The organism is Agathobacter rectalis ATCC 33656 (genome assembly GCF_000020605.1).
Classification (GTDB): domain Bacteria; phylum Bacillota; class Clostridia; order Lachnospirales; family Lachnospiraceae; genus Roseburia; species Roseburia rectalis.
The window spans coordinates 3,405,808-3,421,602 of sequence record NC_012781.1 but is presented as its reverse complement, the minus strand read 5'-3'; the positions used below and the strand labels follow the sequence as shown (position 1 = coordinate 3,421,602).

Below are 15,795 nucleotides of genomic sequence, written 5' to 3'. Positions count from 1 at the left end.
GAATGAAAAACAATTGGTGGAAAGAGTCCGTAGTGTATCAGATTTATCCGCAAAGTTTTATGGATAGCAACGGAGATGGAATCGGAGATTTTAACGGAATTATCCAGAAGCTTGATTATCTCCAAAATCTAGGCGTAGATGTATTATGGATATGCCCGATGTACGCTTCTCCACTTGTGGATAATGGATATGATATATCGGATTATTACAAGGTAAATCCAATCTTTGGAACAAACGAGGATATGGAGCATTTAATAGAGGAGGCTCAAAAAAGAAAGATTAAAATCATATTGGATCTGGTGGTCAATCATTGCTCGGATCAGCATGAATGGTTCCAGAAGGCAATGAAGGATCCTAATTGTGAGGAAGCGTCTTATTTTTACTTCCGAACAACGGAGAATGATAAAGAACCGAATAACTGGCGATCCAATTTTGGCGGATCCGTATGGTCGAGATTACCAGATGGCAGATGGTATTATCATACGTTTGCGAAGGAACAGCCGGATCTGAACTGGGAATGCAAAGAGCTGCGTCAAAAAATTTATGAGATGATAAACTGGTGGTTGGAAAAAGGAATCGCCGGTTTTCGTATCGATGCAATTACCTTTATCAAAAAAGACTTAAGTTTTGCCAGTCGTCCTACGAATGATGGGGAACGATATCCGGTTGAAAATCTTACGGATTATAAGGGAATCGGAACATTCCTTGATGAGATGAAAGAACAGTGCTTTGATAAATATAACTGTATGACAGTTGCCGAAGCACCGGGGGTTGACGATGCTGCTTTTGAACGGTATGCCGGAAAGAATGGTTACTTTTCCATGATTTTCGATTTTGGATGGGAAAATATGGAAGGGGAAAATGATAAATCAAGCATTCATGCGGTAGAACGGTGGAAGAAAAAAATGTTTACACATGTAGCGCATAATAGCGGAATCGGTTGGAGTGCTATCTTTTTAGAAAATCATGATCAGTCCAGATGCCTGAACAAATTTCTGGAAAGAGAAAATATTAGTTTCTATAGTGCATCGGCACTGGCGAGTATCTATTTCTTTTTATATGGAACGCCTTTTATATATCAGGGACAGGAAATTGGTATGACCAATGTTAAGTGGAAGAATATTAATGATATGGATGATATAAGGGCGAAAAGAACATATGAGGAAGCGGTCGGACAGGGCAAGGATCCGGATGAAGTACTTGCATACTTTTCAGAGTTAGGAAGAGATAATGCAAGAACGCCGATGCAGTGGGATGACTCGGAAAATGGAGGATTTACGTGTGGAAAGCCATGGATTAAATGCAATGATAATTATAGAACAATCAATGCACAGAGTCAGGTGAATGATCCGGATTCATTATACAATTATTATAAGCGTTTGATTCAGTGTTACCATGACCATGCAGATATTGTGAGACAGGCGGAGTTTCGCCCGATGTACGAAGAATATCCGGGATTATTTGCATATGAAAGAGAAGTAAACGGCAAAGGTTTATTGGTAATCGTGAATTTTACAAATGAAAAGCTGATGTTTCAAAAAATTGATCAAAAATGTGAATTATGCAATTATCATGAAACGGAGTCCGAATGGTTGCAACCATATGAGGCGAGAATATACAGCAAATAAAAAATTCTATGTGTAAAAGAAAACATTTTGGCGTTAAATGAAATTGGACTGTCAGTCGATTAAACTTTTTATAAATACAGACCTCTCAGATACTGAAAAGTGTAATGGGAGGTCTTGTTTTTATTGTTTAAAATTCATTTTATGTAGCCATACAGCAACGAAATTGTCTGTTGCATTACATGAATGCTTGTGCTACAACACAGCTACGTAAGAAAAGTGAATAGAAATCTTCAGGGCAGGGTCAGATTCCCTACTGGTGGTATAGCCCACGAGCCGTTAGGCATGATTCGGTGAGATTCCGATAAGGAGAACCTCTTCGCAGAGATTCTCCTTGATTTTAAATGGTAGGTTTTGTAGGTCTTACTGTAAGCTGTAAACCGAGATGCTGAAAAATATTAAGCAGTGTTCCGAGATTCGGGGTTGTTTTGCAGGATTCGATCCGTGCTACGGATGATTGTGGAATACCACACATAGCAGCAAGCTCTCTCTGGCTAAGTCCAAGAGAAGTACGCTGTTCCACCATGGCACTTACGATGGAGGAAATATTTTCAACTTCATCGATGTCTTTTCCAATTTCAGGATCAACGGTTCTTACATGTTCCTTATAGTCATTCCAGGTTTTCATAATCATTCAGCCTCCTTTCGGGCAAGGTAATCATCACGTTCAGCCTTTGCCCGTTCAATTTCGCGCTTGGGAGTTTTTTGAGTTTTCTTGCGGAATTGATGCAAAAGCACAAAGGTATCATTTTGGAAATAAAAATATAAAACACGGTTATTGCCTGGGCGAAGCTCCCAGATATCATCATCAAGGTGTTTTGTGATATTTTCATTAAGCCGTGTACCATTATCTTCGAGGAGCTGGATGTACAAACTTATCTGCTTGTATTGAATACGGGCATCTTTGTTTGTAGCTGCTTTGACTCGAAGAGATTCAAGAAATTCCCAAAGCGCTGATCTGCCATTGGAATCTTCGTAAAATTCAATGTTGTACATTAGTATATGTTCTCCAAGTGGAAATATTTATTCTATATACATGATAGCATTTATGCTATCAAAAAGCAAATAAAAAATGAAAGAAGGAAACAAAATTTGAGTGAAAAAAATATAAAATTAGTAATTGCCGAGAAACCTTCGGTGGCGCAGTCTATCGCAAAGGTAATCGGTGCAGATAAGAGAGAGGACGGATACCTGGAGGGCAAGAGATTGTGTTTAAAGATGGAAAACTTGTCTGAGACGCAGCGAAGTAAATAAAATGAATAATATAGGAAGTCAGTAGTGCGTGAATAAACTGCTGGCTTCTTTTTTGATAGATACAGTCACTCCCAGAGAGTGTGCAGGATAGTAAAGTAATAATATCAACATGACGATATAGAAAATGCAGGGAAGCATTGTATTTCAAAGAGTTTGAGATACAATGCTTCTGCGTTTCTATAGGAGATAGTCGTTCTATGCGCAAAATAGTCATTTGATGCGGAGAATGATCGAGCGGAAGATTTGTTTGATATAATAAAGAGTGCCAGGTGAGACTTGTATGGTTTACAGGCATGAGAGCAATCAAAGACAGGAATGAAAAATATGAACATTATTATTTGTGATGACAGGATAGATGACAGAAAAAATTTGTCAGATTTGCTGTCAGACTATGGTGAAAAAAAGAATTATGAGTTTACTATTACAGAATATGATTCTGGAGAACAGTTATGCGAAGAACAATCGGCTTTGGAAGCGTGTCAGCTATTATTTCTGGACATCAATATGCAGGGGATGGATGGGCTGAAAACAGCTATGAGGATTAAAGAAAAATATCCAAAACTTCCAGTTGTGCTGGTGACGGCATACATGAATTACGCACTGGATGGATATAAGGTGAAAGCAAGCCGTTTTCTGCTGAAAGATAACCTTGCAGATACTATAGAAGAATGTATGGATGATTTGATAGCAGAAATTAATAAAAACCGTAGGATTCTCGAATTTCGTTTTGTGGAAGGAACGATAAAACTTTATGCAGATGACATCATTTATATAGAAACAGAGCTTCACAAAAATGTATTTTATACAGAAAAAGGGACATTTCAGATTTATAAAAAACTGGATGAACTGGAAAATGAATTCAAGGATATGGGATTCGTGCGGGCACATCTAAGTTTTCTTGTAAATATGAGGTACATCACAAAAATCAGCGGTTATGTGATGACACTTACCACGGGAAAAAAGATTCCGGTTCCCAAGGCACGATATGCACAGGTAAAGAGGGAATATATGCTGTATAAGGGAGAAGAATAACATGACATTCTGGGTATTGACATTTATTGCGGAAATGCTGGAAGTAAAAGGAACGCTATACTTTTTTGATACTTTTATGGAAAAAAGAGATGGCGGATATAGGAACAGATATAGATTTTTTGTTTATTGCGGAGTGCTTTATCTGGCAGCAGTCACAGGGGCATGGATCGGAATGTTAAAATGTATCCCGATTATACTGGTTATGTCTTTCCTAAATCTGGCTTATTATGAGGTCTCCTTCCGGCAGAGTTTTTTGTTTTCAATCATCAACTATACAATGCTTGTATTGATTGATTATGTGACTGTTTTGCTGGGAAGAGGAGGTTCAATCCAAGAAAAATGGTTTTTACAGGCACTGATATCAAAGACGGTTTTTATCATTCTGATGTTGTTTATCAGAAGATTTAGCAAGACAAGAAAAAGCTGCGGTCTGATTACAGGAAAAGAATGGTTACAGTTTTTCTGTGTTCCTGTATTTACGGTGGTCGGTTTCATTCTTATGTTTTATTCAGAAAACGATGATATGCAGAATGTATTTTTATTTCTTTCGGTGGGACTGGTTGCGATTAACCTTATCCTTATGGAGTTCATGCAGAATACCATTGAAAAAGAAGAGAGAATAAAAATTGCGGTACTTACGGAACAAAATCAGAAAAATCGTATTGCAGATTATCAGGATCGGGAAGAAATCTATGAGCGTCAGCGAAGAAAAATGCACGATTATAAAAATCAGCTTTCCACGATCCAGACATTGATAAAGAATGGACACACAGATGAGGCACTTTCCTTTACGCAGAAGCTGACAGAGAGCATAGCTGTCGAGATGTCGGCAATCAACACAAATCATCCAGTGGTGAATGCTATTTTAAACCAGAAATACCGCAGTATGCAGGAAAAACACATAGCAGTGATCCTAAAAGTAGGGGATTTGCAGGAGATCTGTCTGGAGGAGGAAGAGATTGTGATTCTGCTCTCTAATTTATTGGATAATGCAATCCGGGAGAGTGAAAAGGTACTGAAAAATACCGGAAAAGCGGTCATTCATCTGAAATTAGAGTGCGAAGATCATAAACTGATATTTGCGGTGAGAAATCCGGTGACAGAAAAGGTGGAAATTGAAAATGACACGATAAAGAGCAAAAGAGGGGATCATCACGGCATTGGGCTGTTAAATGTAAAAGCAGTTGTGGATAAATATGGCGGCGACATGGTGCTTTCCTGCGATGAAAATGAATTTAAGGCTGTGGTTATCTTGTAAAGAGATGGTCTTTGTGTGCGTAATATGGTCGTTTGATGATATGGGACTAGGAGAACAGGTTATTTTATCCGATAAAAAAATAGAGGAAATAAGTATGTTATGAGAATTTTAAAGAATGAATATGATAAATGGATAAGTATATATAGAGGTTAAAATATATGCAGAGAAGGTAGAAAATATGAGGTGAATTTATGGGAATTTTGATTTCAAATGCAACGAGTTCTGCCATTACAAAATATAGTGTATCGCTGAGAAGTGGAGAACCTGATTGGTCTATGATTCCAAGTACAGGGAAAAGCAATAAGTCACAGGCAGAGTTTGTCTCTGAGATTAAGGAACTGGCTCAGAGAGCTGCCAACACTACGAGTAAAACGGAATTAGAATCTATTCACAGGCAGAGAACAAGGTTATGTGCAGAATACATATCCGATGTATCCCCTGACAGAAAGGCATTATATCAGCAGGCTAAAAATGCGGTAAAAAGTCAAAATGGTAATCCGAAATGCAAAGGAATCGGAGAATTATCATTGCTCGATTTTCTGGAGAGGGCAGAGGGGAAAAATAACAACCTTGCGCAAAAGAAGTTTGCTCTGGCGGGAGGAGGCACACTGGAATGTCCGATTCTGACAGGCGAAGGATATGGTGCCGACATTTCTTATCAAGGAACAAAAGTGTTGACCTATCTGGGAGATAGTTATGGATGGGGATGCGAAAGAACTCCGGCTGAGCGGGAAAAGGAAAGAGAATTTTACGGAATGTACTTTAATGAATACCATACGCAAAAGAATGCCCAAAGCTCAGAAGTGAAAGAACTGCCAAACTATTTGGAAGAGAAAACGTCTTTTGATAGGAAAGTGTAAGGATATAGGTAAGATAACAGGTTTAATATGTGAGGTGACTTTAATGAAAGATTTTTCATGGAAAATTTTTGCTATAAAAACAATAATTTTTAGTATATGGGGTTTAAGTACACTTCCGTTCCTTTCAATTATTGTTCAATATATTGACTCAATAACTGGATTTAGTTCTGGAAACGGATATCATACCAATCACATGGATTATATTTTTGAAAGTCCTCTTGTTTATATGGGAGTTGTTTTTTGTATCAATATCATCCTAGCAATCGCTTACTTGATATATTGTTTTCTTAAAGCAAAACGGGAATGACTTTTAAATAAAATTAAAATAAAGTAAGGAAAGTTTATATTATAGACAAGTGTTTCGGGACAGAAACTGCGGGATAGCATTATATACAGACACAGAAAAGACATCATCAGACAGACATTCAACATTCATAGGATAGAAAATCTCTTGAAAAATGAAAAGATTGTGTTATAATACATTTAACAATTAAGCTAAATGTTAAATGAAGGAGGGATAGACTTGGGAATGCAAGACACGCTTCGTGCGATTGCCGATCCTACAAGGCGTGAGATACTTAATCTGCTCAAACATTCACGGTTGTCAGCCGGTGAGATTTGCAATCATTTTTCGGTTTCAGATGCAGCAGTTTCCCGCCACCTGTCCGTTTTAAAGGATGCTGATCTGATTCGTGATGAACGTGAGGGAAAATTTATCTATTATGAGCTCAATGCATCTGTGCTTGAGGAGATTATTTTATGGATTAGTGAATTAAAAGGAGAGGATGACTATGATCAGACAACATAAAAAAATGATATTACTCACATCAATTATAACGCTGTTTCCGATTTTTATCGGCTTGCTATTGTGGAATCAATTACCGGATTCGCTGGCAACACATTGGGGAATAAATAATGAACCAAATGGGTATGCATCCAAAACATTCGCTGTGTTTGGACTTCCGCTCATTATGTTATTGGGACATGCAGTGAGTGTGATTGCAATGAATATTGATCCTAAAGTAAAAAATATCAGTGAAAAAGTATACTTTGTTATCTTATGGATTATTCCATTGTTATCGCTTTTCGTTTGTAATGTACTCTATGGATATAATTTAGGATATCAGTTGGATATGGGATTCCTGTGTGGTCTGATGATCGGAGTTTTTTATCTGATTTTGGGAAATTTTATACCGAAAGTAAAGCCAAACTATACGATTGGATTTCGGATTTCGTGGGCATTATGCGATCCGGAAAACTGGTATCGCACGCATCGGTTTGGAGGAAAATGCATGGTGATCGGTGGGATTATCATGATTGTTACAGCACCATTCCAAAATATGTGGATACTTATTGTACTTATTCTCGTCCCTTGCATTTTACCGGTAATCTATTCTTATCTGTATTACCGCAAGATAATTTCATAATTATGTTATTCCATTTTACATTCAATCAGCGGGTAATATGCCCGCTGATTTTTTCGTCATTCATCCAGAGAAACTACCGATGGCAGGTGGTATATATTTTATTTATGCAATGTATGGTCTTTGTGTGCGTAATATGGTCGTTTGATGAGATGGGGCTAAGAGAACAGGTTATTTTATCCGATAAAGGAAATAGAGAAACTGAGCAGATTATTAACATTGGAAAAGTTATAATTTTTTGGAATAGAGATGGGAGGATGTTTTATGTCAAAGATTACAGATTATGCTTTTTTATTTCAAAAAACATTCGGGACATCAGGAGAAAATGTAATAGGCAGTTTTCAGTTGTCTCAGTTGAACAGCAGTTCTGTTCAGTCCCAGTTAAAAGCTGCCGGGTATACGCTTGAAAAATATGAGAGAATTTACAGACAGGCATTTTATGATGCCGCAAAAAAGGCTGATCCTAACTGGAAAATTGGTAAGCCAATCAAAGATGGTGCATTAGATAGTGTTACAAGAGAATTGGCAGAGTCGGGGAAATCTCCTGCACAGGCAACGCTTGATACTAAAATTTAACATATCAGGTATATTTGAATAATTAAAAAGAGAAAATTTTGAGCTGATTGGAGAAACAAAAATATGAACATTAGTTCTAGCCTGAATACCGTATCTTCATCATATGGTCAACAAAAAGGTAATCAAATGAAAACTCCTGCATCTGGGGAAAAGACATTTTATACGGCAGAAACACCGAAGGTATATCAGATATTTACAACAGATAATATGTTGTGGACAGGAGGTAATGGTACAGGTCTTTCTTATTGTCTTAAATATGCGGATGATTCGACGGATGAAAATCCTGTGGTGTTAGCGAAAGGTGTGGATGAAAACGGGAAAGAGTTTGAGCAAAGAATTTATATCAATGATGTTAATCCATCAAATGCTACAGTAGTCGAAATGCGTGCATTGGAGGCACATTACAAAGTGGAAAAGCAGGGAGGTTTCACGTCTCTGCCACTTGAAGCTGGTAATATGGGACTTAACGACAGAAGAGATTTTATCTCAATGTTCAAAAAAAGCATAGAAGATTTAAACAAATTGGGAAGGTTTGACTTATCGTTGCTTTGGACGAAAAGTATGGATGCTTATCTTGATTTGCCAAATACAAATAGTAAGTATAAATAAGGCTTAGTTATTTGGACATAGAAGGAAAAGAGAATTTAGAATAAACGAAGGAGATTGAGACAATGCAGTCAATATCAAGTTATATTAATCCTAATACAAGAGGACTTACATCTAATTACAAAAATACAGCTATTAAAGATAAGGAAACCTATAATGAGGCGATGTCGCAGCACTTACTAAATCCGGTAGAAGATTTGGTTCAAGTGTTAAAAACACCTATAAAATTGGCGAAGAGTTCGTCACTTAGCAGACAGAATAATTCTGTTAATATTGCGGAAGGGCAAAGAATCCGTGTTAATGGAGGTCATGTGATTACGGCTACGGCGCATGGAGTAGAGGTTTCTGGTGGAGATAATCCGTATGATACACAATCATATGTAAAAGCACAGAGAATGGCAGATGCATTGGCATCCATGCTGCGAAATGCAGGTGGGACAATGACTACTGTAGCACATTCAAAGGAGGAATATGCCCGGTATACAGAAGGAATTACGGATGTTATGTCTTATCTGGGTATAGACACTTCCAAAGATTTTACGGTCAATGGTATGAAATATAGCAAAAATAAAGATGGCTGGTATGAGTCAGAAGCGAATAGTGAGGCGCAGGCGGCATATGAACAGTTAAAAGCGAATAACAGAACCTATCAGTTTGCAGATGAAAAGACCAAAAAGCAGATTGCATATATTAGTGATTATTACCTTCAGACAGTGCCGGAGAGTGTAAAGGCGGCGTGGCAGGAAACATTGGAAGAAACTGGTTTTAATCCATTTCAGACGGATGTAACCAGTACATTAACGCAGTTATCTGTAGAGCAGGATTTTCTGACAGGTGGTGATGACAATATTTTTGGTGAAACGAAAGAAAGTTGTTTAGCAGCTATCGACAAAGTATTGGAGAGAATAGAAAATCCGTTGGCAGCAGTTACAGAGGAAAGGGCAGCATATCTGCAGCAGGAAAAAGAATTTTATACCGTACTGGCATCTAAAATAAGAGAATAAAATGCCGGGAGGAATTTAAAGATACAGATTATAAGACTTATATAAGGCAGGGGGATAATATGGTTACTGTAAATAATTCTGACTATTATAATAACATTCCAGCGGGCAGGGATTTAAACAACCTGCCCAATACTTCCAGCGCTGATACAACTGTAGGATATCAATATGATGGACTTACAGAGGAGGATCGTTTCGTACAAAAAGTTTTGCAGGAGCATTATGATAAAGTGTACAAAGAAAATTTGTCTCATTCTGATCCAATGGCATATATCGAATCAAAATATTGTGATGTGACCTCACCTAATTTTTGCTCATATATGACAGAAGATCAGCGTTCCATAGCTTACCGCAATGAGAAAAGAATGTTACAAACAGGAGGAAAATATTCGGCTGGATTTGCCCGGTATGATTATGCATTAAGGAATTACAAGGATGTATATACAGGTGGTTCAAGAAGTGTTGGTTATGTACGCAATACTGACAGGGAAAAACAGTATGCCAGAAGTGTTGTAAATCAGCAAATTTCAAATCTACTTTCAAAGAATGGGATATCAATATCAAAACAGGCAGATTTGGTATTTTCTATTGACCCATATACATATCAACTAACGGTGTCGGGAAATGCAGATAGAGATATATTATCGCAGATAGAAAAATTGCTGAATGAAGGAGATAATGCAAAAAATATTTGGACGCATGCGTGGATTTGTATGCATGATGCAGATAATGAAATTGTTAATTCGCAGGCAAATATGACAAAGGCAAACCAATATTCTTTATGGCATGAAGTGTATGAGACAACCGGGTATGATGCACGCAATGCGACATATAAAAATGGTACTTTTATTGCAGAGGATGGTACAGATTTACTTGCATTGTTTAAGGAAAAATCTAAAAATGGTGCAGGGTATGAACTTTATTCTAAGAGATGGCTGCAATATGCTAAAAATGGCTGGAAGAAAGAAAATGATTTGGTATTAAAAATAGGCTTTGACAGCAGTGGATTGTATGATATAGGGCAGGAAAAAGGATATGGAGCAGCACAGAATATGTGGATGAAAGGTGTTAGCCAAAGTATGTTTGAAGCTAGAGTGTGATTAATGGGAATCTCTTTTTCAAATATAGGAACAGTTGGAAGGGAACAGCTAATTACTTCTGGTAGTAATGGAGAACCAAACTGGTCTTATATTCCATCGAAAGGAAAAAGTACAAAAAAAGTGAATAACAGAACCTATCAGTTTGCAGACGAAAAAACCAAAAAGCAGATTGCTTATATGAGTGGTTATTACCTTCAGACAGTTCCGCAGAGTGTCAAGGCAGCATGGCAGGAAACATTGGAAGAAACTGGTTTTAATCCATTTCAGACGGATGTAACCAGTATATTAACGCAGCTATCGGTAGAGCAGGATTTTCTGACAGGTGGTGATGACAATATTTTTGGTGAAACGAAAGAAAGTTGTTTAGCAGCTATCGACAAAGTATTGGAGAGAATAGAAAATCCGTTGGCAGCAGTTACAGAGGAAAGGGCAGCATATCTGCAGCAGGAAAAAGAATTTTATACCGTACTGGCATCTAAAATAAGAGAATAAAATGCCGGGAGGAATTTAAAAAATGATTGGAAGTATAGGAGCGGAGAGCCGTTATTCAACAGGTTATAACAACCTAAAACCAAATCGGAACCAGAATAAGTGGGCTGACACTTTGGCTCAGACGGTGGATAAGGAGGATATTAGCAGTAGAGCGGATATCAATCGTGCTAAGAAAAGTACAGTGATGGATTCTTATCTGGCACTGTCAGGAAAAACGATAAATACTTTGAAACAGGAATATTCAGAGTACGAATCCGAAAATTATAGAATCGTACCCGATAATGAAGCTGAATGTTTTGATATATACAATAAAGACGGGGAGCGTTTGGGGGCATTTTCCTATTCTGATATAAAAATAAGACAGGATGAAACAACAGGAAAGCAGTTTTTGATTTCTGAGCATGGAACGATGAGTTACGATGCCCTGGTATTAGATGATGAATTAAAAGATGCATTGCAGAATGTAATGGATAAAGATTCGCTGGATGTGGAGACTTTGCAGGGATTTACATTAAATACACATTCAGATACCGGCATCCAGTATTTAGTAAAAGACGGTGAGGAAGGCAGAGGTGGCAAGGTTCTTCTGCAAAATGAAGCGGATCGGAAGAGGTATGAAGAATTAGCGGAGATGTATTTTGACAAATACCCTAATTTAATTGAGAGTCGGGAAGAAGGTTTTATCTGGGCTGATTTAGAGATTAGAGGAATGGCAAAACGGACAGATCAGGGAATTATATCCATAGGAGCTGATGGAATGTCATACAGTGACAATGAAAATTATAAAAACAATTGGAGTGTCCGGTTTTCTGGTTCTATGTATGAAAAGCTGTATGAATGGCTTCAGAATAACAAGGATAGCATGGAGGAAATCCATAAATTTTCTACATGGCAAAAGGTTTTTGACGAAATTGGTGGAACGTATGAAAGAGTCTGGTCGAAAGAAGAACTGGATCAGGGATATTTGAATAATTGAAAGAGGTGACAATATGAAAATATTTAATTACATGAATAATACGAATTCAATAATGGAAAAAAATACTGATAAAGTACAGAAAGGAAATAGTCAGACAAACGAAAAACATACAGTGGGGCAATCAGTGAAGCTTTCGATTTCTAATGAGGGATTGGAGTATTATCGTAATCGTATACAGCAGAGTGGACAGGAAAAATATGATGATGTGGTTCAAAGAAAGGAACTGTTAGCGAGTAAAAAAATCAGTGATATTGATTATAGTTATGAAATTCAAAAGAAGGCAGCACAGCAGAATCAAAATGTTGATACAGGAAAAAGTGCCTTAAATATTACTGACAAGGCAAATAATTATGTTAAAGCATACGCAGAATTATATGATGAAATTGTGAAGGGCTATGAAAATGGAACCAGAGAAATATATGTAGCTGATGAAAATGGACCTCGTAAGCTTACAAAGGATGAAGAGTTAAGCAATTTAGATGCTGCATATAAAAAAACAGTGGATGACTTTGTGACAATGGAGACAACCAATCAGCATGCCCGTGGAATTATTGGTGAAGAAATGAATAAAATTTCAAAAATTACCACAAGGTCAACTTTGGCATCAGCTTACATTGAGGAGCAAAAAACCAGGGGAAAGGACGAAATCCCAGAAAATTTAACTGAGAAAATGTATGGTGCAATTACCTCATTTAAGGAGAAATATACAATGATTCAGCCTAATAGAGAGCAGTTATTGATGAGCATTAAGATTTGATGATGTTAGTACTATGATTTACAAATAAAAATAGTAATTACATATCATATTGAGGCTGAGAGAAATTAAATATCCAAGTCGTTCAATATAATAGAAATTATTTTAAGTTTCAATAACAGGGAGGTAGGATTATGGCAATTACGGGTATCAATAACAGCAGTTACACATCGTATTATGCTTCAAATTATAAGAATACTGTAAAAAAAACAGATAGTGAAAAGGATAGTACAAATACAAAAGATGGCAACGTGACAACAAGTACAGTTGAATTAAAAACATCACGTCCCGGTGTGACAAAAACAGAGCAGATTAAGACAGGGTATAGCAATGTAAATGATTATTCAAAATACTTGCAAGGAAAATACCATTATATGAATACGGGAACGACTTCAATGCAAGGGGTTCCGACAACAGTATCCGTTTCAAGTGCATTTTTACAGAAGTGTATGAATGATCCAGAAAAAGCAAAGTATCTGGAGGAAAACTTAGCAGCCATTCCAGATTGTGCAAAAAGTGCGGTGAATGGATGTTTGGGCACTTTGACAAATCTGAGTTATATGATTGATGCAAACGGAAATATTTCGGTGGCAATATCTGGTACAAATGATCCAGATGGGAAAATAGCGAAAGAGAATGCTGAACGAAAGGCAAAAGAGATCAGAGAAAAAGAGGAAAAGATAAAAGAAAAAAGAGCTGCTAAAAAAGCAGAGGAAGAAAAAGCTGCAAAGAAACGTGCAGAAAAATCGGCAGAAGGAAAAGAAACGGGTGATTATACCTTATCCGTAACTGGTAATGATGTAAAAAGTATGACACAGAGCCTTGTAGCAGAATCTGTGAGTATTTCTGCACCTGATAGATCAAGTTTTGATATTAAGGCATAAGAGGGTTCGGTAAAAGGAAAATATCAAATTGGTTCATTGAGCAATGACAGTGATGTAGATTACCTGAAAATAGATGCAGGTTCTTTGACATCGAGCAAGATAGATAAAGAAGTATAGAAAGTGTGGACTAACTTAAGGAGGTTACCATGAAAGTTCAAGGAAATAGGTATATTAATAATCCAGAAATGATAAAAAATAAGGTTGAGAAGAAAACAACTGTTCCTCAGAATATTATTTCGGAGGATGATGTGAAAATCAGTGATTCAGCAAGAAAGTTAGTTGAGACTGCTCGTGATAAAGTCTCAGATTTTCAGGCAATGCATTTTTCGTCAATCAATGGAGAGATAAAAGAAATACCAGCAGAATACAAATGTGAAAATTTATTCAAATTAGATTTGAAAGCAACTTCCATTTCTGGAGAACAAAGTGCGTTTGAAGGCTGTTCGGAAAATCAGTCAGAGGTTTTTGAAAAATGGCTGGACGAAAATGCTTCTGAATATTTGACAGAAGATGAAATGAAAGATTTAAAAGAGAAGATTAATGCAATGACAGCAGATGTAGATTCTTTGAATGCTCAGGAGGGATATAGAGGAACTTCTTATGAATCTGTATTTTTGTTAAGTGCAAGTGAAGCGGGGCTAAGAAAAGTAAATGAAATGTATGTTCCAGAGCAATTACAAGCAGGTTTTTCAGACATGATTGACGAATATGTTCATTTTAATGATTCAGCACGTAATTCCATCATGGAGAGAATGACACCAGATTACATGGTTGTTGGAATTGGAAGCAAAACAGAATCTTATAAGTACAAGTCAGAAATAATCTCAGATGAGACAGCTTTTTATACAAATGAGAAGAAAGAGATAAGTGGTATCTGCAATCAGTTTTTAAATGGTAAAACAGATCAAAAATTATTTTGTAATGAGATGAAAGACCGTTTAAATGATTACTATGGAAGCAGGTATGAATTAAGGAATCAGCCAGAAGCTGTTGAAGGCAGAGTAAGTAATATGTTGAGTAAATTACAACATATGTATGCACTTTAGGATTATGATGGAAATATGCAATGGTTATTGCTGAGTGTCAAAATTCAAAAGATGATATCAGTATGGTGGTTTGCAAATAAAGTTACATATCATATTGATGCTGAGAGAAATCCAACAGGTAGCATAGTTGGAAGAACTTCAAATAATGAAGAAAGGAGTTACCATAAAATGGAGGTATCAAATAATTATAGCACAGCAAAATTATGGGGCACTTCGGATAAAAAAGTTTCTAAATCTTCTGAAAAAAACAAATGGAAATTAACGGATTCTTTAAAAGAGAAAATTGTTGAACTGGCAAAAAAAGATGCACAGGACAACGTATATATGGGAAATGCGTTTATGAATTTGCGTAAGATGGAAGTAAGCAAAGTGGCACCGAACAGGGCAGCCTTAATTGGAAAATTTAATCAATCAATGAATTCCGGCAATATGTCCGCAATGAAAGAAGTTGAAAAAGCTGATAAAAAATGGCTCTGTATTTTGTTCGGGATACCATATGAGGCAGAGTTTCAGGGAGAGGGAACAGGATCAGCAGCTCATGTATATAACGAATGTGGTGAAGAAGTTCTGACATATACAGAGGGAGTAGGCTGGCAAGAAAAGGAAACAAAAGCAGAGTCACAGGTACATTCGGCGTTAAAATCGACGTATTATGAGGCTTTTTGTGATGCAAGAAAAGCATTAAACAGTGAACAAAGAACTGGTGGTATGAATGAAAATATAATGTCACAAGACAATTTTGATATGAAAGCGTAAAGAGCGTGCGATTAAAATAATGGTTTATAAATAGGAGTGTTGTAAATCAGCAGATATCAAATCTGTTTTCAAAGAATGGTACTTTTATTGCAGAGGATGGTACAGATTTACTGGCATTGTTTAAGGAAAAATACTATTCTGATGATCACAG

The 15,795-nt window shown here is 36.8% G+C and carries 18 protein-coding genes and 1 pseudogene; 17 read left to right on the top strand and 2 right to left on the bottom strand.

The genetic code is table 11. The annotated features are described in order from the left end of the window. Positions 1-2: 2 nt before the first annotated feature. The gene (locus EUBREC_RS16365) at positions 3-1,628 is read left to right on the top strand and encodes an alpha-glucosidase (protein WP_012744387.1); all 1,626 of its coding nucleotides are present in this window, start codon (positions 3-5) and stop codon (positions 1,626-1,628) included. A 337-nt stretch (positions 1,629-1,965) separates the two neighbouring features. On the opposite strand, the gene EUBREC_RS16360 is transcribed toward EUBREC_RS16365, so the two are convergent. Then, positions 1,966-2,253, bottom strand: coding sequence for a helix-turn-helix domain-containing protein (locus tag EUBREC_RS16360; protein WP_041254759.1), 288 nt, complete (start codon positions 2,251-2,253; stop codon positions 1,966-1,968). Between the two features lie 2 nt (positions 2,254-2,255). Beyond that, a complete protein-coding gene (locus EUBREC_RS16355; protein WP_012744385.1) occupies positions 2,256-2,621 on the bottom strand; it encodes a type II toxin-antitoxin system RelE/ParE family toxin in 366 nt (121 codons plus the stop codon). 111 nt (positions 2,622-2,732) lie between these two features. On the opposite strand from EUBREC_RS16355, the pseudogene EUBREC_RS18445 reads away from it, so the two are divergent. From EUBREC_RS18445 to EUBREC_RS16275, 16 genes and pseudogenes are all read left to right on the top strand, one after another. Next, a pseudogene (locus EUBREC_RS18445) lies at positions 2,733-2,825 on the top strand (DNA topoisomerase III); the annotation flags it as partial. A gap of 378 nt (positions 2,826-3,203) precedes the next feature. Continuing rightward, positions 3,204-3,911, top strand: a complete 708-nt coding sequence (locus tag EUBREC_RS16350; protein WP_306718541.1) for a LytR/AlgR family response regulator transcription factor — start codon at positions 3,204-3,206, stop codon at positions 3,909-3,911. A 1-nt stretch (position 3,912) separates the two neighbouring features. After that, complete coding sequence (locus EUBREC_RS16345) at positions 3,913-5,169, top strand: sensor histidine kinase (RefSeq protein ID WP_012744381.1); 1,257 nt, start codon at positions 3,913-3,915, stop codon at positions 5,167-5,169. Positions 5,170-5,360: 191 nt separating this feature from the next. Beyond that, entirely contained in the window at positions 5,361-6,029 is a 669-nt protein-coding gene (locus EUBREC_RS16340) for a hypothetical protein (RefSeq protein WP_012744380.1), read from the top strand. A 529-nt stretch (positions 6,030-6,558) separates the two neighbouring features. After that, positions 6,559-6,837, top strand: coding sequence for an autorepressor SdpR family transcription factor (locus EUBREC_RS16330; protein WP_330367474.1), 279 nt, complete (start codon positions 6,559-6,561; stop codon positions 6,835-6,837). After that, the gene (locus tag EUBREC_RS16325; RefSeq protein ID WP_012744377.1) at positions 6,821-7,456 is read left to right on the top strand and encodes an SdpI family protein; all 636 of its coding nucleotides are present in this window, start codon (positions 6,821-6,823) and stop codon (positions 7,454-7,456) included. The genes EUBREC_RS16330 and EUBREC_RS16325 overlap by 17 nt, the downstream gene beginning before the upstream one ends. A gap of 261 nt (positions 7,457-7,717) precedes the next feature. After that, positions 7,718-8,029, top strand: a complete 312-nt coding sequence (locus tag EUBREC_RS16320) for a DUF3879 family protein (RefSeq protein WP_015568069.1) — start codon at positions 7,718-7,720, stop codon at positions 8,027-8,029. Between the two features lie 63 nt (positions 8,030-8,092). Next, positions 8,093-8,638, top strand: a complete 546-nt coding sequence (locus EUBREC_RS16315) for a hypothetical protein (protein ID WP_012744374.1) — start codon at positions 8,093-8,095, stop codon at positions 8,636-8,638. A gap of 62 nt (positions 8,639-8,700) precedes the next feature. Next, complete coding sequence (locus tag EUBREC_RS16310) at positions 8,701-9,639, top strand: hypothetical protein (RefSeq protein WP_012744373.1); 939 nt, start codon at positions 8,701-8,703, stop codon at positions 9,637-9,639. 59 nt (positions 9,640-9,698) lie between these two features. After that, positions 9,699-10,736: a DUF4885 family protein gene (locus tag EUBREC_RS16305; RefSeq protein ID WP_012744372.1), complete on the top strand. Its 1,038-nt coding sequence runs from the start codon at positions 9,699-9,701 to the stop codon at positions 10,734-10,736. 120 nt (positions 10,737-10,856) lie between these two features. Then, positions 10,857-11,228, top strand: coding sequence for a hypothetical protein (locus EUBREC_RS16300; protein WP_306718540.1), 372 nt, complete (start codon positions 10,857-10,859; stop codon positions 11,226-11,228). A 22-nt stretch (positions 11,229-11,250) separates the two neighbouring features. Further along, complete coding sequence (locus EUBREC_RS16295; RefSeq protein WP_012744370.1) at positions 11,251-12,204, top strand: hypothetical protein; 954 nt, start codon at positions 11,251-11,253, stop codon at positions 12,202-12,204. 13 nt (positions 12,205-12,217) lie between these two features. After that, complete coding sequence (locus EUBREC_RS16290; RefSeq protein ID WP_012744369.1) at positions 12,218-12,961, top strand: hypothetical protein; 744 nt, start codon at positions 12,218-12,220, stop codon at positions 12,959-12,961. Between the two features lie 131 nt (positions 12,962-13,092). After that, complete coding sequence (locus EUBREC_RS16285) at positions 13,093-13,842, top strand: hypothetical protein (protein ID WP_012744368.1); 750 nt, start codon at positions 13,093-13,095, stop codon at positions 13,840-13,842. A gap of 146 nt (positions 13,843-13,988) precedes the next feature. Then, on the top strand, positions 13,989-14,888 hold the full coding sequence (locus EUBREC_RS16280; protein WP_012744367.1) for a hypothetical protein: 900 nt from the start codon (positions 13,989-13,991) through the stop codon (positions 14,886-14,888). Between the two features lie 15 nt (positions 14,889-14,903). Continuing rightward, a complete protein-coding gene (locus tag EUBREC_RS16275) occupies positions 14,904-15,644 on the top strand; it encodes a hypothetical protein (protein ID WP_012744366.1) in 741 nt (246 codons plus the stop codon). Positions 15,645-15,795 lie beyond the last annotated feature (151 nt).